The sequence below is a fragment of the Streptomyces sp. NPDC056600 genome (assembly GCF_042792855.1).
Lineage (GTDB): Bacteria > Actinomycetota > Actinomycetes > Streptomycetales > Streptomycetaceae > Streptomyces.
This window is the reverse complement of record NZ_JBHTVQ010000031.1, coordinates 1-20,606: the sequence shown is the minus strand read 5'-3', so window position 1 is coordinate 20,606 and position 20,606 is coordinate 1. Positions and strand designations below refer to the sequence as shown.

Here is a 20,606-nt window from a genome sequence, read left to right as displayed (position 1 = left end):
CTGCGCCCGGGCGCCGGGCTCTCCTGTTCCGGCACCAAGCAAGGCGGACACCTCGACACCAGGGGGCCACAGCCTGGGGCGGCACCGTCCAGCCGGGACAACGGCCCGGCCCGGACCGCTGAAGCGGTCCGGGCCGGACGGACACCGGGTCGGGCGTGGGGCCTTCGCCCCGCCGGCCTGGTGCGGTGGGTCAGGTCGGGGCTCAGCGCACGTCGACGCAGTCACCGGTGGCGGTGACCGGCGGCGTGGTGGTGGTGCCCTCGAACTTGTAGCGGTAGCAGCGGTCGGTGGTGGCGGTGCGCGTCTGCTTCTCGACGCCCGCCAGGCTGCCGGTGCCGGTGCTGTGGCTGCTCGTGGTGGCGTACGAGCCGGTCAGGGAACGCTCCTGGAGGCGCACGGTCTGCTGGGTGTAGCCCGCGTACTTGTGGGTGTCCCAGTTGGCGCGCTCGAGCTTGCCGGTGATCGTGATCGTCTTGCCCTTGGCGACGGGCTCGGGGGCCGCGTTGGTGCTCAGCCGCGACAGGCGCTTGAGGTACCAGGTCTTGGCGTTGTCGGTGTCCACGGAGGTGTCCGCGTCGGTGACCGCGTAGAGGGAGATCTTCCAGGCTCCGGCGTCCGCGTTCGTCAGGTCGTACTGAGGGTTGATCTTGTAGGTGGTCGTGCACGTGAACGTGGTGGCGCCGGACTGGACGCAGGGGTCGGTCTCCGCGCCGAACTCCTCGGACAGCAGGAACTGCTCCAGCCCGTCCTCGAGGTCGGTGCCGCGCCAGAGCGCCGCGTCGCTGCCGTAGAGCGTCGACCCGCCGCTCACCGTCCACTTCACGGTGATCGTCTGCGTGTTCGTCGTCCCGACGCCGGCGCTGTTGCCGCCGTTGACGGTGACACCGGAGACGACGGTGGTGGAGGCGGCGGTGCCACGCGCGGACAGGGCCTTGGGCGCGGCGGCCTTCGCCGCCGACGCGTCGGCGGCCGCGGCCCTGCTCTGCTGCAGCGCTGCGGCCGGTCCGGTCTCGCCCGCCATCGCGGACGGTGCGCCGAGCAGGCCGAGGGCGAGTCCGGAGGCGGCCAGGGCGCTGACACCCAGGGTCACCTTCTTGCCGGACGTCATCTTCCTGCGGGCGTACTGGGACATGAGGCGGCTCCGTTATCGACTGTCGACAGGCGGATGCGGGTCGCGGACGACCGGACCCCGCATCGCGCACGGCCACTGCGGCCGCACATCTCAGATCGGCGGGGCGGTGAAAGAGTTGTACGCGCGCGGCAGTTGAGGCCTGTGAGGTGCGTCACCCGGCGGTGTCCCGTCGTCCGGGAGCAGGTCCTCAGGTCGCGCGTCGCACCGCGCGCAGCACCACGTCGTCGACGTGGTGGGTGCTGGCCGCACCCGGGGGGCGGCGGCGGGTCTCGTGGGTCTCGACGTGCCAGGCGCCGGGGTCCGCGGCGAGCGCGGCGGCGATCTCGTCGACGCCGACGAACGCTTCCGGGTCGTACATCCGGGTCTGGGCCGTCACGTCCACCGGGTCGCGCAGGGGCCTGAGGTCGTGGTGCACGACCAGGAGCGTGCCGCCGGGCGCGACGGCGGCGAGCAGGTTGCGCAGGCCCCGCCGGTCGGGGGTGCGCTTGAACGAGCCGTACTGCAGGGAGACGAGGTCGAAGGTCTCGGTGCCGAGGGGCGCGGGATCGTTGACGTCGCCGCGGACGAGGGTGACGGCGAGCCCGCGGTGTCCGGCCTCGGCGCGGATCCGGGCCAGCGCGTTGCCGGAGATGTCGGTGGCCGTCACCTTCCAGCCGTGCTCGGCCAGCCAGAGGGCGTCGGCGCCCTCGCCGGCGCCGACGTCGAGCGCGCTGCCCGGGGCCAGGGGGGCGACCTCGTGGACGAGAGTGCCGTTGGGATTCCCGCTCCACGCCCGGTCGGGACCTCCGTAGCGGTGGTCCCAGTCGGCCTCCTCGCCCGAGTGCCGGACGGCGGCGCGCAGATCCTCGTCGGCGAGGCTGAACGCGATCATGGCGCCGACCTGGCTGCCCTGGGCGGCCGACGGCAGCACCTGCAGGCTCGGGTCGGTGACGTTGCCGGCCGCGTAGATCCCCGGTACGGCGGTCTCGCCGCGCGCGTCGACGGCGAGGACGTCGCCGGCGCCGGTGGGGTGCGGGGTGGTGGTGAGCCCGCATCCGGCGAGCACGTCGGCGCGTGCCCGGAAGCGCGCGCCGACCACGACGGCGTCGGCCTCCAGGACGCGGCCGTCGCCGAGCTCGACCCCGGACACCTCGCCGTCCGGCCCGGTGAGGACCCGGCTCACCTCGCTGCGCTCGACGGTGACGCCGGAGGCGGCGAGGGCTTCGACGGCGGCCTCGTCGAGCCCGGCCGGGTGGTGCAGCACGACGGTCAGCCGGTCGGTCAGGTGCCGGAAGAGCGGGGTCGGGTGGAGGCCCAGGGGGTGCGTGACGATCTGCACCAGGCGCTGGTCGCGCACCTCGAAGCCGTGGCAGAACGGGCAGTGGATCACGCCGCGTCCCCACCCTTCGGCGATGCCGTCGATCGCCGGGAGTTCGTCGGTCAGGCCGGTCGCGGCGAGGACGCGACGGGCCACCAGGGTGTGTCCGCCGGTGAGGTCGACCCGGAAGCGGCCGTCGTCGCGACGGTGCACCCCCACGACACGGCCGGTGAGCACCTCCCCGCCGTGGGCGCGCACCTCCGCGCGCCCGATCCCCATCAGCTCGCCGGGCGCGGCGCCCTCGTGCCCCAGGTAGCCGTGCATGTGTGCGGCGGGGGCGTTGCGCGGGGTGCCGTCGTCGACCACGACGACGCCGCGCCGCTGGCGGGAGAGTTGCAGGGCGGCGGCGAGACCGGCGGCCGAGCCGCCGATCACGGCGACGTCGCAGTGCCGCTCGACGGTGGGGGGCTGGGGGTGGGTGTGGGTGTGGGTGTGGCCGACCTGTCCGCTGGGCGCGGACGGGGCCTGGCCCTGGCCGTGGGTGGAGTGCTCGCTCATGCGATCGACGGTACTGCTCCCGGCGTTTCCCGCAAACAGACTTGCACAATCCGCAAGATGCGCCACGATGAGCACATGAACGGAGTCACCGACATCGAAGTGCTGGCCCGGTCGCGCCTGCGGAGCATGCGCACCACCCTGGGCTACTCGCTGGACGAGCTGGCCGAGCGCACGAATCTCAGCCCGTCGACCATCAGCCGCGTCGAGACGGGCAAGCGCACGCTGAGTCTCGACGTGCTGGTGCCGCTGGCCAACGCCCTGCAGATGAGTCTGGACGTGCTCTTCGAGGCGCCCACGGACGAGGACGTCGTCATCCGTCCGGTCGCGCACAGCAGCGGCACGCGGACGACATGGGCGCTGAGCCGGCCGGACGGGCGCACGGTCGCGATGAAGATGCGCCTCGAGCCGTCCGACACCCCGCCGTCCCAGAGGGTGCACCCGGGCCACGACTGGTTGCTCGTGCTGGAGGGACGCGTGCGTCTGTGGCTGGGCGAGCGGCAGATCGACGTCGGCACGGGCGAGGCGGCGGAGTTCGCGACGATGGTCCCGCACGCGTTCACCGCCCTGGACGGTCCCGCCGAGCTGCTCATGGTCTTCGACCGGGACGGACAGCGCGCGCACGTGCACCAGTGAGCTCGCCCAGGCTCCGAGAACGCCTCACGGGTGGACGTCGCGGCGCCCCTGCCGGCGCGCCTCAGGCGAGGGCCTTCAGGTGACGCGGAGGGCCGTCGAGCAGCTGGGTCACGGCCCTCGCCGTGGCCTCGTCCGCCGGGAGGTGGACGGTGAGCTGCTGGGCGTCGTCGGACAGTTCCAGCGTCTCGCGGGTGAGGCTGAGCAGCGGGCCCGAGGGGTGGGCGATCCGCAGTGCGGCGCGGTCGGGCACCAGGTGGCGGTTCAGGCGGCGGGTGAACTCCGGTCCGGCGGCTGCCGCGAGGTCCGAGGTGAACCAGGCGGCGGTCTCGACGGACGGGCCGAGCCACAGGTCGAAGGCCTGCTCGTCGGCGACGTGACCCCAGTCGGGGAAGAACTCCCGGGCCCGGGGGTCGGTGAAGACGTAGCGGGTGAGGTTCGGTTCCTCGGCGTCCAGCAGGCCGCCCGCGCCGAGTACGGCCGCGTACCCGGGGGTGTGGGCGAGGACGTCGCCGAGACGGTTGGTGACGGCGGCGACGGCGGGTTCGAGGAGGCGGAGCGTCTCCAGGACGGCCGGGCGGACGCTGCGGCTCACGGGCGCGGGCCTGGCGTGGGCCGTGCACTCGCCGCCGGTGATCTTCGTCAGGTACCGCAGGTGGTTGCGTTCCGCCGGGTCGAGGCTGAGGGCGTCGGCCAGCGCGTTCACCACCGCGGGCGAGGGGTGGCGGTCGCGGCCCTGCTCGATGCGGGTGAGGTACTCGACGCTGATGCCGGCCCGCACGGCGACGTCGGCGCGGCGCAGGCCGGGCGACCGGCGGCGGCCGTGGTCGGGCAGCCCGAGCGACGCGGGCTGGATGCTGTCGCGCCTGGCGCGCAGGAAGTCTCCTAACGGTGTCCCCATGGAAGGGAGCTTAGGGGCGGCGCCCGGTGCCCGGGGAGGGCTCAGGGTGGCCCTGCGGGGGCCAGCCTCGGCACGGTCTGGCTGCGCCCGGGCGGCCCGACGATCGTGAAGGGCATGGAGACCACCGAGAACACGCAGAACACGCAGAACACGCCAAGCACGCAGAGCACGCAGACCACTCGGAGCCCGGGGGACACGGGGAAGCACCGGCTGGTCGTCGTCGTGGGGAGCGTCCGGGAGGGGCGGTTCGGTCCGGTCGTCGCCTCGTGGGTGGCCGAACAGGCCCGGGAGCACGCCGGGTTCGAGGTGGAGGTGGTCGATCTGGCCGATGTCGAGCTGCCGGTGGAACTGCCCGCCGTCTCGCCGAAGTTCGCCGGCGACTCCTACCCCCGCCCGGCCGGGATGGCGGCCCTGACCGACGCCCTGGAGAGCGCGGACGCCTTCGTCCTCGTCACCCCCGAGTACAACCACAGCTATCCCGCCTCCCTGAAGGCCGCGATCGACTGGCACTTCACCCAGTGGACGGCCAAGCCGGTGGCCTTCGTGAGCTACGGAGGCGCCTCGGGCGGGCGGCACGCGGTGCTGCACCTGGAGAACGTGCTGACCGAACTGCACGCGCTGTCCGTCCGGGACCGGCTGGCCTTCCCCGACTACTGGGCGAAGTGGCAGGACGGCCGGCCGCTCGACCCCGGGACCGCCGGCTACGCGAAGACCATGCTCGACCAGCTGCACTGGTGGTCGGGCGCGCTGCGGTCGGCGCGCGAGGCGGTGCCGTTCCCGGCGTGAGTCCCGAGGGGGCGGATGATCGCATCGGACCGCGACGATCGGGTGCGGGGAGACCGGCCCCTGCGAGGGTCGTGACAGAAGGAGGCCTCATGATCGCGGCGCTCAACACGCTGGTCGACCTGGTCGAGGAGCACCTCGCGGAGGAGCTCGACGTCCAGCTCGACGTCCGCGAGCTGGCCCGGCGGTCCGGCACCACGGAGTACCACCTGCGGCGGATGTTCTCGTCGCTGGCCGGCATGCCGCTCTCGGAGTACGTGCGACGGCGGCGCATGACGGTCGCCGCGGCGGACGTCGTCCGGGGCGGCGAGGACCTGCTGGGCATCGCGGTGCGGCACGGGTACGGGTCGGCCGAGGCGTTCGGCCGGGCGTTCCGTGCCGTGCACGGCGCGGCGCCCGGTGAGGTGCGCCGCGACGGAGGCCCCCTTCGGACACAACCGCAGCTCAGGTTCCGCCTGAGCGTCGAAGGGAGCACCCCCATGGACACCCGCATCACCGACCGCCCCGCGTTCCGGCTCATCGGTCACGCCGCCCGCGTGCCGTTGATCCACGAGGGCGTCAACCCGCACATCCAGCGGCACATCGGCTCGCTGCCGATGGAGGAGCACGGGCGCCTCAAGGCGCTGAGCGCCACGGAGCCGCGGGGCCTGCTCCAGGTCACCGACGACGTGGCCCAGGACGCGGCGGAGGGCAGTGAGCTGACGTACCTGCACGGGGTGGCCGTGCCCGCGGACTCGCCGGTGCCCGAGGACCTCGACGTCGTCGAGGCGCCGGCCGGCACGTGGGCGGTGTTCCGCAGCGCGGGTCCGCACCCGCAGGCACTGCAGAACACCTGGGCGGCGACGGCGACCGAGTGGTTCCCGTCCAACCCGTGGCGGCTGCGGCCTGGGCCGTCGGTCGTCGCCGTCCTGGAGCGGGCGGACGACTTCTCCACCGCCACCTGCGAGCTCTGGCTGCCGGTCGAGCCCGCGTGACGACCGCCGGTCCGGGCGCGACGCGGGGAGAAGGCGGCGGGCGGTGAGGGTGCGGCGTACAACCATCGGGGCGGGACGTGGGTCATAAGGGGCGGTAAGGCACCACCCTTTCTCGCTCAGACACTGGAGCCCCGTTGCGTCCCACTCGCACCGCCGCAGCCGCGGCGGTCCTCGCCGCGGCCCTCACCGGGCCGCTGCTCGCCGCCGTCCCCGCCTCGGCGGCGCCCGCCAAGCTCGCCGACGACTTCAACGGGGACGGCTACCGCGATCTCGTCCTGGCCGGCGGCACCTACGGCCAGGACGGCCGGGTCACGGTCGTCTACGGCACCTCTACCGGGCCGGGCACCCGGGTGCAGACGATCCACCAGAACTCGGCCGGCATACCCGGCACCGTGGAGGCGGGTGACGGCTGGGGCACCAGCACCACCACCGCGGACCTCGACCGGGACGGGTACGCGGACCTGGTCGTCTCCTCGCCGGGCGAGAAGGTCGGCGACGAGGAGATGTCCGGTGGCCTCACCGTCGTCTGGGGCGGCTCCGGCGGCCTGGGCTCCGGCACCGTGTTCCACTCCCCGGTCCCGCAGGAGTACCCCAACTCCGGTGACTCCTTCGGCGAGCAGGTCGTGACCGGTGACTTCGACGGCGACGGAGACGCCGACCTGGCGGCGTACAGCAACAGCCAGGCGGGTGTGGTGCTGCTGAAGGGCCCGTTCACCCGGGCGGGCCAGCACGGCGGCCACCAGTCGCTGGGCGGCAGCTACGGCTACCTGAACTCCTGGGCCCTCGCGGCGGGCAAGGTGGACGCCGGCAGCGCGACGGACCTGTACATCCTGGGTCTGGACCTCACCGCGTCCGACGTCAACCTGCGGGCGTTCTACCACCGCGGCGGCAGCGGCTTCGCCACCCGGGCGGCGTCCGTCGTGGTCCCCGACGCCACCCCCGACAACGGTCCCGGCCCTCTCACCGCGGCGATCGGCGATTTCGACAAGGACGGGTACGGCGACCTGGCCGTCGGCCGCGGCGGGGAGAACCCGGACCGCAACCGCGGTTACGTGGCCGTGCAGTACGGCGGGACGAACGGGCCGAACACCGCGCGCAAGCCGGTGAAGTTCACCCAGGACACCGCCGGGGTGCCCGGCGCCGTGGAGGACGACGACCTGTTCGGCTACGCGGTGGCGGCCGGCGACGTCAACGGCGACGGGTACGCGGACCTCGCGGTCGGCAGCCCTGGTGAGGACCTGGCGGGCAAGCGCGACGGCGGCGCGGTCACCGTCCTGCTCGGCCGGGCGGGCGGTCTGTCCGGCACCGGGGCGAAGGCCTACGACCAGGGCACCTCGGGAGTCGCGGGCTCGATCGAGGCCGACGACAACTTCGGCAACACGCTCAAGCTCACCGACTACACCCGTGACGGCCGCGCCGACCTGATGGTGGGCACGGACGACTGGGTGGGCGAGACGGTCGGCATGGCGCACCTGCTGAAGGGTTCCTCCACCGGTATCACCGGCACCGGCGCGAAGTCGTTCACCGTGGCTTCCCTGGGCCTCTCCTACGGCGACCTCGGCACCTGGTTCTCCGGCTGACCCGCACCGACCACCGCTTCATCCCGTGACCGGCGCCGGCCGCCGGTCACGGGTGAGCCGGAGCCCGGACGCCCCGGCGACCAGCAGCCCGAGCAGCATCGCGACCAGCGCGAGGGCGGGGCCGGAGGACCAGCGCACCGCTTCGGCCCGGGCGGCCAGCACGACGGCGGCGACCAGCGCGACGCCGGGCACCGAGAGGATCGCGGCGCGGCTGCGCCGCAGGTCGTCCTCGGCCAGCGTGCCCAGCACGCCGACGCCGAGCGCGAGCGCCCAGACCCCGAGGGCCTGGGCGTCGGCCCGGTTCACCTGCCAGGGCACGAAGCCGCCCCAGTAGCCGGGCAGGAACAGCAGCCCCGTGCCGATGCCGAACCAGGAGGAGCCGAGCACGGCGAGGGCCGGCTTGGACCAGGCCGGCAGCGGCAGGCGGGCGACGTCCGGGAGGACGCGCGGGCGGCGGGGGTGCGGCAGGGCGGCGGCGAGCGCCCACAGGGCCAGCCCGGTGACCACCGCGACCCACCCCGGGGAGTAGAGGAAGCTGACGATCCCGCCGCCGCGGACCATCACCAGGGCGTCCCGGTTGAGGAACGTCACCGCGCTCAGCCCGGTCAGCGCGACCACCGTCGGCCACATCATGGTGCGGGCCTCCTCCCACCGGTGGCAGCGGGCTAGGGCGAACAGGCCCGGCGTGGTGCCGAGCATCGCCGCGCCGACCATGGCCTGCCCCAGCGGCTCGGGGGAGTCCCACGCCCCGAAGAGCGTGCCGGTGGCGTTCACGGCGACCAGCAGCAGCCCGTTGAGCAGGCTCACCACCCCCACCGTCTGTGCCAGCAGCGCGGCGCCGGCGCCCAGGGCCCGGGTCGTGGGCGGCTCGACGGATACCGGTTCGGCCGGTGCCGTGCTCATGCGGGCTCCTTCTCGACGGCGTTGTCGGTTCCGTGCCCGGCCGCGTGGTCGGTCCCGTTCTCGGCCGCGTGGTCGGTTCCGTTCTCGGTCATGGGCTCGGCCGTGGGCTCGGTGCCGTCGTCGGTCACGTGCTCGCCCGCATCGGGCGTCCCGGAGACGGCGGTGCCACTCGGGTGGACGGCGCCGCTCCGGCGGACGGTCTCGCGGGCGTGCATCACCCGCAGGCTCACCGTCAGCACCGCGAGGAACGCGGTGATCCCGCCGCCCACCGCCAGTGCGGCGGCGAGCGCACCCGGCCGGTCCAGGTGCAGCGCCCGGGCGAACGGCGCCGACAGGCCCAGCGACAGCGCGGGCGACAGGCACAGGGCGGTCAGGTGGATCCGCCACTCCTCCCGCGGCCAGCCCTCGGCGGTCAGCGCACGCCACAGGAGCACGGCGTACATGACGGCGAGGGGCGCCAGGTAGCCCGCGAGCAGGGGGCCCGTCTCCCCGCCCCACCCCGGGCCGGAGAGGATCCGCAGCAGCGCGAGGCCGCCCGCCAGGTGGGCCGCCGCGAGCACCGGCCAGGGGGCCCAGCTCCCGTCCAGGCCCGGCACCCGCCGACGGCGGTCCAGGGCGCGGGAGGCGAGCAGCGCGCCGAAGGCGACCAGGGTGCCGAGCTGCATGACGGCGACCCGGTTGACCTCGGCCATCGACGCGCCGGGCATCAGCAGCGGCAGCGCGCTCCACTCCAGCCGCAGCAGCGGGGCGGTCATCAGGAAGCCGTAGCTCAGCAGCAGCCAGCGCTGATGCAGGTCCGGGAAGCCGCCGAGCACGGCCCCCACGCCGAAGGTCACGGCCAGCACCGTGCCCACCAGGATGGTGGCCAGCACCACCCAGAACGCCGCCCCGCTGAACGCGTCGGCGGGCGCGGTGCGGGCCAGGTACACGCCGGCGCCCGCCATCGACCCGTACACGGTGAGGGCGTAGAGGACGCCGAGCGCCCGGTGCAGCCGGAGCCGGCGGCGCACCGCGGTCAGCAGCTGCGCGGGGCCGAGCAGCATCAGCAGGCCGCCCAGGACCGAGTGCACCACGAGCGGGATCAGGCTGCGGCCGTACGGGCCGATCCGGGTGGCCAGCGCGTCCGCCACGTAGGACGGGGAGACCATCGCGGCGAGCAGCGTCTCGCCGATCGCCGGGGCGTTCTCGTCGGCGTAGGGCCACAGCTCGGTCATGGCGATCGGGGCGTAGGCGACGGACACCGTCACCACCGCGATCAGGGCCGCTCGCCGGCCTGCGGGGACTCGCTCGCGTGGCATACGCCCTCCAGAGGCCGAGGTCCGCTATGACCGGTTCCTACTGACCGGTCAGTACCGACCAGGGAGAACGTAGGGGGCTGTTCGGGGCACGTCAACGGCCCGGACACGCGCCCTCGCACCGCGGCCTCGCGCCGCACCCTCGCCCCGCGCGTCCGACGGACGGTGACGGAAGCCACCACCGCCCGTCTCCGGGCTTTCCCGCCGGGTCGCCTACTGTGGCGGAGCGGGCTTTACCTGCGCATTACACATACCGCCCGGTACGAACCAGGGCGAATCACAGCGAAAGGGACTGCGGTGGGAATTCCACGGCTCAGCAGCACGCCCCTGCCGGGGATCGGCGTGCGGTACGACATGACGACGCGCGAACGCCGATGCCTCTCGGTGGTGGCCCAGCGCGACGGCAGCCGCACGATCACCGCCTACTGCCAGGACGACCCCGACGCCGCCGAGCTGTCGGTGCACCTCACCCCTGGCGAGTCGCAGGCCCTGATCGACGCGCTGGCCCCCGACCACCACAGCCCCAGCCTGCTGTCCGCCGGCGACCTGGGCCTGGTCGCCGAGCGCATCGAGCTCTCCGCCACCGCCCGCTGGAACGGCCGGCTGCTCGGCGACACGCAGATCCGGACGCACACCGGCGCGTCCATCGTGGCGGTGATGCGCCGCGCCGAGGCGATCCCCTCGCCGACGCCGGCCTTCCGCCTCGCGGGCGGCGACATCCTGATCGTGATCGGCACCCGCGAGGGCGTGCAAGCCGCCGCGGCGATACTCGAGCAGGACTGATCGGGTGCATTCGACCGCGACGTTCCTCATCGAATTCGGCGCCATCATCCTCGGCCTCGGCCTTCTCGGCCGTTTCGCCGGGCGCTTCCAGTTCTCCCCGATCCCCCTCTACCTCCTGGCCGGGCTCGCCTTCGGCGAGGGCGGGCTGCTGCCGCTGGGCGCCAGCGAGGAGTTCGTGGCGATCGGGGCGGAGATCGGCGTCATCCTGCTCCTGCTGATGCTGGGGCTCGAGTACACCGCCTCCGACCTGGTCTCCAACCTGAAGACGCAGTACCCGGCCGGCCTGGTCGACATGGCGCTCAACGCGCTTCCGGGCGCCGCGATGGCGCTGCTGCTGGGCTGGGGCCCGGTGGCCGCCGTCGTCCTGGCGGGCGTCACCTGGATCTCGTCCTCCGGCGTCATCGCCAAGGTGCTGAACGACCTCGGACGGGTCGGCAACCGGGAGACCCCGGTGATCCTCAGCATCCTGGTCCTCGAGGACCTCTCGATGGCCGTCTACCTGCCGATCATCACCGCCCTGCTGGCCGGCACCGGCCTCGCCGCCGGCAGCGTGACGCTGGCGATCGCGCTGGGCGTCGCCGGGCTGGTGCTCTTCCTCGCGGTCCGGTTCGGACGGCACATCTCCCGGTTCGTCTCGCACCAGGATCCGGAGAAGCTGCTGCTGGTGGTCCTGGGGCTGACCCTGCTGGTCGCGGGCATCGCCCAGCAGCTCCAGGTGTCGGCGGCGGTCGGCGCGTTCCTGGTGGGCATCGCCCTGTCCGGCGAGGTCGCGGAGGGCGCGCACCACCTGCTGTCGCCGCTGCGGGACCTGTTCGCCGCCGTGTTCTTCGTCTTCTTCGGCCTGCACACCGACCCGGCCGCGATTCCGCCGGTGCTGCTGCCGGCGCTGGCGCTGGCCGTGGTCACCGCGCTCAGCAAGATCGCCACCGGTTACTGGGCGGCCCGGCGCGCGGGCATCTCGGTCAACGGGCGCTGGCGGGCCGGCGGCACGCTGGTGGCGCGCGGCGAGTTCTCCATCGTGATCGCGGGGCTGGCGGTCACCTCGGGCATCGAGCCGCGGCTGGGGCCGCTGGCCACGGCGTACGTGCTGATCCTGGTGATCGTGGGACCGCTCACCGCGCGGTACACCCAGCCGGTGGCGCTCGCCCTCACCCGGGCGACGGCCCGGCGCCGCGCCGCCTCCGCGGGGACGGCCGTCCCGCCCGCCGCGGACGCGTCCGCCGTGGACGCGCGGGAGACGGAGCCGGCCGAGAGGTCCTGACGCGGGTGACGGGGCCCGGGGCCGGGCGGGTGCCCGGCCCCGACCGCACCGAGGTTTCCCGCCCCGCGCCCGAGGCCCGGGGCCTTACCTCCCGCCCGGGGCCCGGGCGGGAGGTAAGCGGAAGACGCTTCTGCGGCCCCGCCTCCAGGTGGGGCCGCATGGGCGGGGAGGAGCGGAAGGCGGCGAGGTGACGGGGCCGGGGAGCGGGACGGCGAGGGGCGCGGGATCATCGGGGGCATGGACGTCACCCTCCACCTCGCCCAGGACCCCCCGGCCGACGAGCTGCTCGGCCGCAGCCCCCTCGCCGCGCTGGTCGGCATGCTGCTGGACCAGCAGGTGCCGATGGAGTGGGCGTTCAAGGGACCCCGCACCATCGCCGACCGAATGGGCGCGCAGGACCTGGACGCCCACGAGATCGCGGCGCACGACCCCGAGGCCTTCGCCGCGCTGCTCTCCGAGAAGCCGGCCGTGCACCGCTATCCCGGTTCGATGGCCGGGCGCATCCAGCAGCTCTGCCAGTACTTGGTGGAGCAGTACGACGGGGACGCCGAGGCGGTCTGGCGGGACGTGACGGACGGCAAGGAGCTGCTGAAGCGGCTCAAGGAGCTGCCGGGCTTCGGCGCGCAGAAGGCGCAGATCTTCCTGGCCCTGCTGGGCAAGCAGCTGGGGGTTCGCCCGCAGGGGTGGCGCGAGGCGGCGGGCTCCTACGGGGACGAGGGCTCCTTCCGCTCGGTGGCCGACATCACCGGACCCGACTCCCTGGTGAAGGTCCGCGCCCACAAGCAGGAGATGAAGGCGGCGGCGAAGGCGGCGAAGGCGGCCAGGGCGAAGTAGTCCGCCCTGGCCCGGCCCGGCGGCGCCTGCGTTCACCGGGCCGGGCCCGGGCCAGCGGCGCCCTGCGTTCACCGGCTGCCGGTTTCACCGCGCGACGGCACCGGTCGGCGGCGCGGTCGTTCCGACAGGCAGCGCCGCGCGGAGCCGAGGGCGCCCACCGCGCCGGAGACGCCGCGGGCGCGGTGACCGTCCGGGTGACGTCGAGGCGTCGCGGGGTGTGCACGGGGTGGCCGGTTCGAGTTACGTGGCTGCGCCGAGCGCACCATCCCCGGTAGGCTTTCCGTGTGATCTTCAAGCGCATCGGAAACGGCCGGCCGTACCCCGATCACGGCCGGGAAAGCACCCGGCAGTGGGCGGACGTCGCGCCGCGCCCGGTCCGCCTCGATCAGCTCGTGACGACCAAGGGCCAGCTGGACCTCGAGACCCTGCTCGCCGAGGACTCCACCTTCTACGGCGACCTCTTCGCGCACGTCGTGAAGTGGCGGGGCGACCTCTACCTGGAGGACGGCCTGCACCGCGCGGTCCGCGCCGCGCTCCAGCAGCGTCAGATCCTGCATGCCCGCGTGCTCGAAATGGACTGACCGGCGCAGCCTGTTGACCCTTTCGGGTTGTCTCCCGCCAGGATGATGATCGTCTTGTAGGCATCCTCGGCCGGGCGCACTACGCTGCGCTCATGAGCATGCTGACCCCACCCGGCATGGGCGGCCGGTACCGCGTGACGGGGAAGACCTACCCCCGCATGCGCCGGCCGAAGAAGCGCCGCAGAATCGTCGCGCTGACCGCGCTCCCCGTGGCCCTGCTGGGGCTCCTCGGCTGGGGCACGCTGCAGCTCATCGACGTCTTCACCGGCGGTGACCAGGCCTCCGCGGCCGGCGCGAGCGCGCGCTGCGCCACCCGCCCGTCCGCTTCGCCGACCCCCGCGAAGGTCTACCCGCGGCCCGACGGCATCACCGTCAACGTCCTCAACGCGACCACCCGCGAGGGTCTGGCCAAGAAGACCGCCGACGAGCTGAAGAAGCGCGGCTTCAAGATCGGCGAGGTGGGCAACGCGCCGAAGGAGTACGACAAGAAGGTCAAGGCCGCCGGGCTGCTGATGGGCGGCCCGGAGACGGCCGACACCGTGCTGCCGGTGCTGGGCACCCAGCTGGCCGGGGCCGAGGTCAGGCCGGACCCGGCGCGCAGGACGGACCCGAAGGCGAAGACGCCGGTGGTCGACCTGATCATCGGCGACGCCTTCAAGGACCTGTCCGCGCCGGGCGACGCCGACAAGGCGCTCACCACGCTCACCGCCCCCGCACCGGCCCCCGAGGCCACCCGCAAGGGCTGCTGAGCCCCCGCACCCGCTCCGCCGACCCGCGCCGACCTCCCCCTGCGCCGACCTCCAGCCGCGCCGACCTCCACCCGCGCCTCCGCAACGTGAAAGACCTCGCCCCGAGGGGCGAGGTCTTCCGTCACGTGCGGGAGGCGTTACTCCGCGGCGCCGTACATGCGGTCGCCCGCGTCGCCGAGGCCCGGCACGATGTAGCCGTTCTCGTTGAGACGCTCGTCGATGGAGGCGGTGACCACGGTGACCGGCACGTCGGCCAGGTCGCGCTCCATGATCGCCACGCCCTCCGGCGCGGCCAGCAGCACCACGGCCGTCACGTCGTCGGCGCCGCGCTCGATCAGCTCGCGGATGGCGGCGACCAGCGTGCCGCCGGTGGCCAGCATCGGGTCCAGCACGTACACCTGGCGGCCGGAGAGGTCCTCCGGCATCCGCGTGGCGTAGGTGGAGGCGGTCAGCGTCTCCTCGTTGCGCACCATGCCGAGGAAGCCCACCTCGGCGGTCGGCAGCAGCCGGACCATGCCGTCGAGCATGCCGAGGCCGGCCCGGAGGATCGGCACCACCAAGGGGCGCGGGTGGGACAGCCGGGTACCGGTGGTGGTGGCCACCGGGGTCTCGATCTCGACCTGCTCGGTGCGCACGTCACGGGTGGCCTCGTAGGCCAGCAGGGTGACGAGCTCGTCGGCGAGCCGACGGAAGGTCGCGGAATCGGTGCGCCGGTCGCGCAGGGTCGAGAGCTTGTGGGCGACCAGCGGGTGGTCGACGACGTGGAGACGCATTGCTCCACAGTAACCGGGCGCGTGGACCCCACCCACCAGGCCGTCCGGTCCCCGGCGGGGGGCGCGTCCGCCGCGTCCGGGCGGCATCGAATCCGCCGACCGAGGGAAGGTGGAAGGAACACGGACAGACCGGACCGGGGTGGTGACGCTGTGCCCGACCGCAGTCCCCGACAGCAGGCGCCCCGACGGCAGCCGCCGCGGGACAAGGCGAAGAGGTCCCGGGCCGGCGAGCCCGGCTCCGACGCCGGCTCCCCCGCCGAGCGCGGCCCCGCCGAGCCGCGCACCGCCGAGCCGCGCACCGAGCGTGGGGCCGGCACCCGTCCCGCCTCCCGCGCCAAGGCCGGTTCCGGGACCCGCGCCACCAAGGCCGACACCGGGTCGAGCCTCGCCGAGACAGGCCCCGGGTCCCGTGCGAGGCCCGCCGCCGAGCCCCGCCCCACCTCCCGCGCGAAGGCTGGAACCCGGCCCCCCGCCGCCGCGAAGGCGGGCACCGGGTCCCGTTCTGCCGAGGCGGGCACCGGGCCCCGTGCCGACGCCGGGGCCGGGCCGGGCGCCGCCGGGCGGCCCTCCGGTACCGGTGCCCGGAGGGCCTCCCGCGCCAAGGCCGCCACCGACGCCCGCGCCAAGCCCGCCACCGACGCCCGCGCCGGCCGCGTCGCCGCCTCCCGCGCCGGTGGAGGGACCGGGACCGGACCGGCGCCCGCCACCCCCGCCGACGAGACCCGCACCGAGCGCCGGGCCGTGGCCCGGACCGTGCTCGGGACCGGGCCGGGTCCCGCCGCCGGGTTCATCCCCCCGTCCGGCGCCCCGCGCCGCAGCAGCTCCGAGCCGCCGCCCCCGCCCCGTCCGGTGAGGCCCCCGGAGACGGACGAGGAACGGCGCCGCCGACGGGCCCAGTTCCTGCGCGACCTGGCCGAGGCGCGCGAGCTGCGCGCCCGCGTGCAGCCCCGCCGCGCCAAGGCGGCACGCCTGCGCCACGCCATGCGCATGCGCACCTTCCGCTGGTAGGCGCACCACGACGCGCCGGGCGCGCGAAGGGCTTCGAGGCAGATCCCGGGCAAAAGAGCCAGACACAGGCGGTCGAAGACATCCCCTGGGCGCGAGGTTTCTGCCACGATTCCGAGTGGGCGGAACCTCGGTTCCCGCCCGCGACCCCGCCGGGGGGACCCCCAACCGGCACACCTATGACCAGTGGGAGAGTCACGGTGTACTTCGCCGCACTGCTCGCGCGCACCGAAGACGGGTGGGAAGCGAGCGACACGGAGCTCGACGATGTGGAGACCCTGGCGGACCTGGCCGACCTGGCCCGCGAAGCCTCGCCCGACGACGACACGGTGCTGGTGCTGATCGAACAGGAGGACGCCTGGTTCGGCGTGGTGCGCGTGGACGGCGAGGACGACCCTCGCATCTACGTGTCCAACGCCGCGGCCGCCCGCCGCAGCTCCTACGGGGAGATCCTGCTCACCGACGACGTGCTCGGCCGCGATCCGGAGGAGGACGACACCACCGACCTGGACACACTGGACCTGGACGGCACCGAGGACGGTGAGCCGCTCATGACGGCCGGCGCGTCCGACGACAACGATGAGAACGACGACGGCACGACCGGCCCCGGCGGCTTCGTGCCGCACGGACCGGTCGGCGACGCCGCCGTCCTGGACGACCTCGGCGTGAGCGAGAAGGAACTCCGTCTCCTGGTGGCGGACGGCGCGCTCAACACCATCGCCGAGACCCTCGGCGCCTCCGAGGTCCTGGAGACGGTCCGCTAACGTCCCCGTGTGACCAACGACCCGACCGCCCCGCGCCCCCTTCCGGGCGCGGGGCGGAGCCGTGCCTCCGGCCCCGGCCCGGATCCCGTGCGCGACCCCTGGCGGTCCGTCATGCGCCTCGCCCTGGACCAGGCGCGGGCCGCGCTGCCCGGGGGCGACGTCCCGGTGGGCGCCCTCGTGCTCGCTCCCGACGGCGTCACGGTGCTCTCCGCCGCCCACAACGAACGCGAGGCCACCGGCGACCCGACCGCCCACGCGGAGGTCCTGGCGCTGCGCCGCGCCGCGGCCGCGCGGGGCGAGTGGCGACTGCCCGGCTGCACGCTGGTGGTGACCCTGGAGCCGTGCGTGATGTGCGCGGGGGCGCTGGTGCAGTCCCGGGTCGACCGGGTCGTCTACGGCGCCCGCGACGAGAAGGCCGGCGCCGCCGGCTCCCTGTGGGACCTGATCCGCGACCGCCGTCTCAACCACCGCCCCGAGGTGATCGAGGGCGTCCTCGCCGACGACTGCGCCCGTCTGCTCACGGACTTCTTCCGCGCCCGCTGAGCTCCCCCGACGCCCGCCGGGTTCCCGCCGCATTCCTCCACGGACCGGGCCGCGGAACCGATTTCTGCCAGCGGCCACCGTGATGTAAAGTCTCCCTCGGTAGCGTGTCCGAGCGGCCGAAGGAGCTCGCCTCGAAAGCGAGTGTGGCGCAAGTCACCGAGGGTTCAAATCCCTCCGCTACCGCTTCTGAAGGGCCCCGTCGCAAGACGGGGCCCTTCGTGCGTGTCCCCTGTGAGCCCGGGGAGGCACGGGTGCGCGTCCGGTGGGGGCACAGGAACTTGTGTGCGTCCGGGGCCGCACGGTTAGACTCCCCGCGGCAGCAGGCCGGATGGCTGACGGGGGAGGGACCGCGATGGCGGCGAACGCGAAGACGATAGGGCTGGGCATCGTCGTGGTGTTCGCGCTGTACGTGATCATCACCGACCCCCACACCGCTGCCGGCTATGTCGAGATGGGCTTCGAGGGCATCTCCGCGGCCGCCTCCGCCGTCGGCGATTTCATGACCTGGATCGCGCAGGGCGGCGGCAGCAGCTGACGGCGCGCCCGCCGAGGCCCCCGTGCACCCGGGAGTCCCCGTGATCCGCCACCTGGTCCTCTTCAAGCTCAACGACGGCGTCGTGCGGGACGAGCCGCGGGTCGTCGAAGGGGCGCGGATCTTCGCCTCCCTCGGGGAGAAGATCCCGGAGCTGCGCTTCTGGGAGTGCGGCTGGAACATCAGCGACCGTCCCATCGCCTACGACTTCGCCATCAACTCCGCGGTCGAGGACGCCGAGGCGCTGCGCGCCTACGTCGAGCACCCGGAGCACCAGGCCGGGGTCGCGCTGTGGCGCGAGTTCGCCACCTGGGTGATCGCCGACTACGAATTCTGACCGTTCCGGATCGCTTCCGGAGCCCTCCGCCGAGCTCGGCGGAGGGCTCCTTCGCGTTCGGGACACGGCCTCCCGGCCTCCTCGGCACCCTGCGCCGCCGTCAACACGGCAGGGGGCAGGTGCTTGCACCCCTTGTTCCGTCTTGTGATGCTATGACCGCTTTTGACGGATGAGTTGATCGATGACGAGGTGGAGTTGACCGTGCCGGCCAGTACTGCGCCTCCCGTGCCCTCCCAGGAACCCGCCCCACGCGCCGGGAGCACCGACCGCTCCGCCACCGTGGAGTGCCTGGAGCGCGCCGACCGCCCCACCGAGCACGTCACCGACCGCCCCGCCGACCGCGTCACCGAGCAGCCCGCCGAGCGCGTGGGCGAGCGCGCCGCAGAGCAGCCCGCGGACGCCCCCGCGCGTACCGAGCGCCCCCGCGGCACCCGGGGCGCGGACACCAGGGCGCTCACGCAGGTCCTCTTCGGGCAGCTCAAGCATCTCCAGCCGGGCACCCCCGAGCACGACCGGGTCCGCGGCGCCCTGATCGAGGCCAACCTCCCCCTGGTCCGCTACGCAGCCGCCCGCTTCCGCAGCCGCAACGAGCCGATGGAGGACGTCGTCCAGGTCGGCACCATCGGGCTGATCAACGCGATCGACCGGTTCGACCCGGACCGCGGCGTGCAGTTCCCCACCTTCGCGATGCCCACGGTGGTCGGCGAGATCAAGCGGTACTTCCGCGACAACGTCCGCACCGTGCACGTCCCGCGCCGTCTGCACGAGCTGTGGGTGCAGGTGAACGCCGCCACCGAGGACCTCACCACCGCCTTCGGCCGCTCCCCGACCACCTCCGAGATCGCCGAGCGGCTGCGGATCTCCGAGGAGGAGGTCCTCACCTGCATCGAGGCCGGCCGTTCCTACCACGCGACCTCGCTGGAGGCGGCCCAGGAGGGCGACGGCATGCCCGGCCTGCTGGACCGGCTCGGCTACGAGGACCCCGCGCTGGACGGCGTCGAGCACCGCGACCTGGTCCGCCACCTGCTGGTCCAGCTCCCCGAGCGGGAGCAGCGCATCCTGCTGCTGCGCTACTACAACAACCTCACGCAGTCGCAGATCAGCGCCGAACTGGGCGTCTCCCAGATGCACGTGTCACGGTTGCTGGCCCGATCCTTCCAACGGCTGAGGTCCGCAAACAGGATCGAGGCATAATCCCCAGGAGGGATTCGACGGTGCGCCCCCCTGTGCCCCGTTGAGCCGTGACGTGCCGTCATACGGCCTCTGTGCTGCGTCTCTTCACCAGGCACAAGTCGACAAGTCACTACAGCGCGTTGCCGACTTGTGACATTCTTCGGGAAGCGTGTTTGCCGGGACCCAGGCTCCGGTATTCAGGTGAGGGCTGCGCTCCCCGACGGAGCGCCGGCCGCGACCGTCCGCGACCCAAAAGGGGGTGGCATGTCCGCAGACCAGGGCAGCTCGAAGGTGCTCACGCTCACGAAGAGCGCGTCCGCGCCCGACGCGCTCGACAATGTCCCGGGCCTCGACGAAGCGCCGGTCCCGGCGCCCGCCGCCGCCCCGGCCGTCATCGACACCCGCACGCTGTCCCGCTCCCTCTTCCTGCGGCTCGCCTCGCTCGACGAGAACAGCCCGGAGCGCGCCTACGTCCGGGACACCCTGATCGAGCTCAACCTCCCCCTCGTGCGCTACGCCGCGGCCCGCTTCCGCAGCCGCAACGAGCCGATGGAGGACATCGTCCAGGTCGGCACCATCGGGCTGATCAAGGCGATCGACCGGTTCGACTGCGAGCGCGGCGTGGAGTTCCCGACCTTCGCGATGCCGACGGTCGTGGGCGAGATCAAGCGCTTCTTCCGTGACACCTCCTGGTCGGTGCGCGTCCCGCGCCGCCTGCAGGAACTGCGCCTGGCGCTCACCAAGGCCGGCGACGAGCTCTCCCAGAAGCTGGACCGCTCGCCCACCGTCTCCGAGCTCGCCGCGGTCCTCGGCGTCTCCGAGGAGGACGTGGTCGACGGCCTCGCGGTGGGCAACGCCTACACCGCCTCCTCGCTGGACTCCCCGGCCCCGGAGGACGACGGCGGCGAGGGCTCGCTGGCCGACCGCCTCGGCTACGAGGACACCGCGCTGGAGGGCGTCGAGTACCGGGAGTCGCTGAAGCCGCTGCTGGCCAAGCTGCCCCCGCGCGAGCGCCGGATCATCACGCTGCGCTTCTTCGCCAACATGACCCAGTCGCAGATCGGCGAGGAGGTCGGCATCTCCCAGATGCACGTCTCCCGGCTGCTGACCCGCACCCTGGCGCAGCTGCGCGAGGGCCTCATCGCGGACTGACCGGCCCACCCACGGGACGGCCGTGGAACGACGGACGCCGGGCCGCCGGAACCATCGGGTTCCGGC

22 protein-coding genes and 1 tRNA gene are annotated in these 20,606 nt (G+C 73.7%); 17 read left to right on the top strand and 6 right to left on the bottom strand.

The genetic code is table 11. From position 1 onward, the window contains the following. Window positions 1-202 precede the first annotated feature (202 nt). The gene (locus ACFRAV_RS17205) at window positions 203-1,132 is read right to left on the bottom strand and encodes a calcium-binding protein (RefSeq protein ID WP_382556267.1); all 930 of its coding nucleotides are present in this window, start codon (window positions 1,130-1,132) and stop codon (window positions 203-205) included. Between the two features lie 187 nt (window positions 1,133-1,319). Continuing rightward, window positions 1,320-2,987 (bottom strand): FAD-dependent oxidoreductase, encoded by a 1,668-nt coding sequence (locus ACFRAV_RS17200; protein ID WP_382556264.1) that lies wholly within the window; start codon window positions 2,985-2,987, stop codon window positions 1,320-1,322. A 75-nt stretch (window positions 2,988-3,062) separates the two neighbouring features. On the opposite strand from ACFRAV_RS17200, the gene ACFRAV_RS17195 reads away from it, so the two are divergent. Continuing rightward, window positions 3,063-3,620 carry a helix-turn-helix domain-containing protein gene (locus ACFRAV_RS17195; RefSeq protein ID WP_382556262.1) on the top strand — a complete coding sequence of 186 codons (558 nt, stop codon included), beginning with the start codon at window positions 3,063-3,065 and terminating at the stop codon, window positions 3,618-3,620. A gap of 61 nt (window positions 3,621-3,681) precedes the next feature. On the opposite strand, the gene ACFRAV_RS17190 is transcribed toward ACFRAV_RS17195, so the two are convergent. Beyond that, window positions 3,682-4,518 (bottom strand): helix-turn-helix transcriptional regulator, encoded by an 837-nt coding sequence (locus tag ACFRAV_RS17190; RefSeq protein WP_382556259.1) that lies wholly within the window; start codon window positions 4,516-4,518, stop codon window positions 3,682-3,684. A 114-nt stretch (window positions 4,519-4,632) separates the two neighbouring features. Here ACFRAV_RS17190 and ACFRAV_RS17185 point away from each other — a divergent pair, with 114 nt between their 5' ends. The 3 genes from ACFRAV_RS17185 to ACFRAV_RS17175 all read left to right on the top strand — a co-directional run bounded on the left by ACFRAV_RS17185 (window position 4,633) and on the right by ACFRAV_RS17175 (window position 7,855). Beyond that, entirely contained in the window at window positions 4,633-5,304 is a 672-nt protein-coding gene (locus ACFRAV_RS17185) for an NADPH-dependent FMN reductase (protein WP_382556256.1), read from the top strand. Between the two features lie 89 nt (window positions 5,305-5,393). Continuing rightward, the gene (locus ACFRAV_RS17180; RefSeq protein WP_382556254.1) at window positions 5,394-6,275 is read left to right on the top strand and encodes a GyrI-like domain-containing protein; all 882 of its coding nucleotides are present in this window, start codon (window positions 5,394-5,396) and stop codon (window positions 6,273-6,275) included. A 134-nt stretch (window positions 6,276-6,409) separates the two neighbouring features. Beyond that, window positions 6,410-7,855 carry an FG-GAP and VCBS repeat-containing protein gene (locus tag ACFRAV_RS17175; RefSeq protein ID WP_382556251.1) on the top strand — a complete coding sequence of 482 codons (1,446 nt, stop codon included), beginning with the start codon at window positions 6,410-6,412 and terminating at the stop codon, window positions 7,853-7,855. Window positions 7,856-7,873: 18 nt separating this feature from the next. Here the strand turns inward: ACFRAV_RS17175 and ACFRAV_RS17170 are convergent, their stop codons facing one another. Together ACFRAV_RS17170 and ACFRAV_RS17165 are read right to left on the bottom strand one after the other, a co-directional pair. Beyond that, on the bottom strand, window positions 7,874-8,758 hold the full coding sequence (locus tag ACFRAV_RS17170) for a hypothetical protein (RefSeq protein WP_382556249.1): 885 nt from the start codon (window positions 8,756-8,758) through the stop codon (window positions 7,874-7,876). Beyond that, the gene (locus tag ACFRAV_RS17165; RefSeq protein WP_382556246.1) at window positions 8,755-10,056 is read right to left on the bottom strand and encodes a DUF2306 domain-containing protein; all 1,302 of its coding nucleotides are present in this window, start codon (window positions 10,054-10,056) and stop codon (window positions 8,755-8,757) included. Before ACFRAV_RS17165 ends, ACFRAV_RS17170 begins: the two co-directional genes overlap by 4 nt. A gap of 351 nt (window positions 10,057-10,407) precedes the next feature. Between ACFRAV_RS17165 and ACFRAV_RS17160 the strand changes: the two genes are divergently transcribed. From ACFRAV_RS17160 to ACFRAV_RS17140, 5 genes are all read left to right on the top strand, one after another. After that, complete coding sequence (locus tag ACFRAV_RS17160; protein WP_351113837.1) at window positions 10,408-10,836, top strand: TrkA C-terminal domain-containing protein; 429 nt, start codon at window positions 10,408-10,410, stop codon at window positions 10,834-10,836. Between the two features lie 4 nt (window positions 10,837-10,840). After that, on the top strand, window positions 10,841-12,097 hold the full coding sequence (locus ACFRAV_RS17155) for a cation:proton antiporter (RefSeq protein ID WP_351113836.1): 1,257 nt from the start codon (window positions 10,841-10,843) through the stop codon (window positions 12,095-12,097). Between the two features lie 237 nt (window positions 12,098-12,334). Further along, window positions 12,335-12,931 (top strand): HhH-GPD-type base excision DNA repair protein, encoded by a 597-nt coding sequence (locus ACFRAV_RS17150; protein ID WP_382556243.1) that lies wholly within the window; start codon window positions 12,335-12,337, stop codon window positions 12,929-12,931. 284 nt (window positions 12,932-13,215) lie between these two features. Further along, window positions 13,216-13,512 carry a type II toxin-antitoxin system VapB family antitoxin gene (locus ACFRAV_RS17145; RefSeq protein ID WP_108956311.1) on the top strand — a complete coding sequence of 99 codons (297 nt, stop codon included), beginning with the start codon at window positions 13,216-13,218 and terminating at the stop codon, window positions 13,510-13,512. Between the two features lie 116 nt (window positions 13,513-13,628). Beyond that, entirely contained in the window at window positions 13,629-14,261 is a 633-nt protein-coding gene (locus ACFRAV_RS17140; protein WP_382556351.1) for a LytR C-terminal domain-containing protein, read from the top strand. A 137-nt stretch (window positions 14,262-14,398) separates the two neighbouring features. Here ACFRAV_RS17140 and upp read toward each other — a convergent pair whose 3' ends face one another. Then, window positions 14,399-15,034 carry a uracil phosphoribosyltransferase gene (gene upp / locus ACFRAV_RS17135; protein ID WP_351113832.1) on the bottom strand — a complete coding sequence of 212 codons (636 nt, stop codon included), beginning with the start codon at window positions 15,032-15,034 and terminating at the stop codon, window positions 14,399-14,401. A gap of 150 nt (window positions 15,035-15,184) precedes the next feature. On the opposite strand from upp, the gene ACFRAV_RS17130 reads away from it, so the two are divergent. From ACFRAV_RS17130 to ACFRAV_RS17095, 8 genes are all read left to right on the top strand, one after another. Continuing rightward, a complete protein-coding gene (locus ACFRAV_RS17130) occupies window positions 15,185-16,042 on the top strand; it encodes a hypothetical protein (RefSeq protein ID WP_382556357.1) in 858 nt (285 codons plus the stop codon). Window positions 16,043-16,239: 197 nt separating this feature from the next. Continuing rightward, window positions 16,240-16,803 carry a hypothetical protein gene (locus ACFRAV_RS17125; protein WP_382556349.1) on the top strand — a complete coding sequence of 188 codons (564 nt, stop codon included), beginning with the start codon at window positions 16,240-16,242 and terminating at the stop codon, window positions 16,801-16,803. 111 nt (window positions 16,804-16,914) lie between these two features. Then, window positions 16,915-17,346 (top strand): tRNA adenosine(34) deaminase TadA, encoded by a 432-nt coding sequence (gene tadA / locus ACFRAV_RS17120; RefSeq protein WP_382556346.1) that lies wholly within the window; start codon window positions 16,915-16,917, stop codon window positions 17,344-17,346. A 98-nt stretch (window positions 17,347-17,444) separates the two neighbouring features. Continuing rightward, a tRNA-Ser gene (locus ACFRAV_RS17115) sits at window positions 17,445-17,529 on the top strand. A gap of 169 nt (window positions 17,530-17,698) precedes the next feature. Beyond that, a complete protein-coding gene (locus tag ACFRAV_RS17110; RefSeq protein ID WP_351113895.1) occupies window positions 17,699-17,881 on the top strand; it encodes a hypothetical protein in 183 nt (60 codons plus the stop codon). A gap of 40 nt (window positions 17,882-17,921) precedes the next feature. Further along, window positions 17,922-18,215 (top strand): Dabb family protein, encoded by a 294-nt coding sequence (locus ACFRAV_RS17105; RefSeq protein WP_382556239.1) that lies wholly within the window; start codon window positions 17,922-17,924, stop codon window positions 18,213-18,215. 162 nt (window positions 18,216-18,377) lie between these two features. After that, window positions 18,378-19,409 (top strand): RNA polymerase sigma factor SigF, encoded by a 1,032-nt coding sequence (locus tag ACFRAV_RS17100; protein WP_382556237.1) that lies wholly within the window; start codon window positions 18,378-18,380, stop codon window positions 19,407-19,409. A 243-nt stretch (window positions 19,410-19,652) separates the two neighbouring features. After that, window positions 19,653-20,540 (top strand): RNA polymerase sigma factor SigF, encoded by an 888-nt coding sequence (locus ACFRAV_RS17095; protein ID WP_108956324.1) that lies wholly within the window; start codon window positions 19,653-19,655, stop codon window positions 20,538-20,540. The last annotated feature ends 66 nt before the right edge of the window (window positions 20,541-20,606 follow it).

Coding starts and splice junctions, on each gene's coding strand:
- ACFRAV_RS17150 (WP_382556243.1), top strand. CDS start 12,335: ATGGACGTCACCCTCCACCTCGCCCAGGACCCCCCGGCCGACGAGCTG.
- tadA (WP_382556346.1), top strand. CDS start 16,915: ATGCGCCTCGCCCTGGACCAGGCGCGGGCCGCGCTGCCCGGGGGCGAC.
- ACFRAV_RS17200 (WP_382556264.1), bottom strand. CDS start 2,987: ATGAGCGAGCACTCCACCCACGGCCAGGGCCAGGCCCCGTCCGCGCCC.
- ACFRAV_RS17190 (WP_382556259.1), bottom strand. CDS start 4,518: ATGGGGACACCGTTAGGAGACTTCCTGCGCGCCAGGCGCGACAGCATC.
- ACFRAV_RS17205 (WP_382556267.1), bottom strand. CDS start 1,132: ATGTCCCAGTACGCCCGCAGGAAGATGACGTCCGGCAAGAAGGTGACC.
- ACFRAV_RS17140 (WP_382556351.1), top strand. CDS start 13,629: ATGGGCGGCCGGTACCGCGTGACGGGGAAGACCTACCCCCGCATGCGC.
- upp (WP_351113832.1), bottom strand. CDS start 15,034: ATGCGTCTCCACGTCGTCGACCACCCGCTGGTCGCCCACAAGCTCTCG.
- ACFRAV_RS17195 (WP_382556262.1), top strand. CDS start 3,063: ATGAACGGAGTCACCGACATCGAAGTGCTGGCCCGGTCGCGCCTGCGG.
- ACFRAV_RS17110 (WP_351113895.1), top strand. CDS start 17,699: ATGGCGGCGAACGCGAAGACGATAGGGCTGGGCATCGTCGTGGTGTTC.
- ACFRAV_RS17160 (WP_351113837.1), top strand. CDS start 10,408: ATGACGACGCGCGAACGCCGATGCCTCTCGGTGGTGGCCCAGCGCGAC.
- ACFRAV_RS17180 (WP_382556254.1), top strand. CDS start 5,394: ATGATCGCGGCGCTCAACACGCTGGTCGACCTGGTCGAGGAGCACCTC.
- ACFRAV_RS17165 (WP_382556246.1), bottom strand. CDS start 10,056: ATGCCACGCGAGCGAGTCCCCGCAGGCCGGCGAGCGGCCCTGATCGCG.
- ACFRAV_RS17095 (WP_108956324.1), top strand. CDS start 19,653: ATGTCCGCAGACCAGGGCAGCTCGAAGGTGCTCACGCTCACGAAGAGC.
- ACFRAV_RS17170 (WP_382556249.1), bottom strand. CDS start 8,758: ATGAGCACGGCACCGGCCGAACCGGTATCCGTCGAGCCGCCCACGACC.
- ACFRAV_RS17185 (WP_382556256.1), top strand. CDS start 4,633: ATGGAGACCACCGAGAACACGCAGAACACGCAGAACACGCCAAGCACG.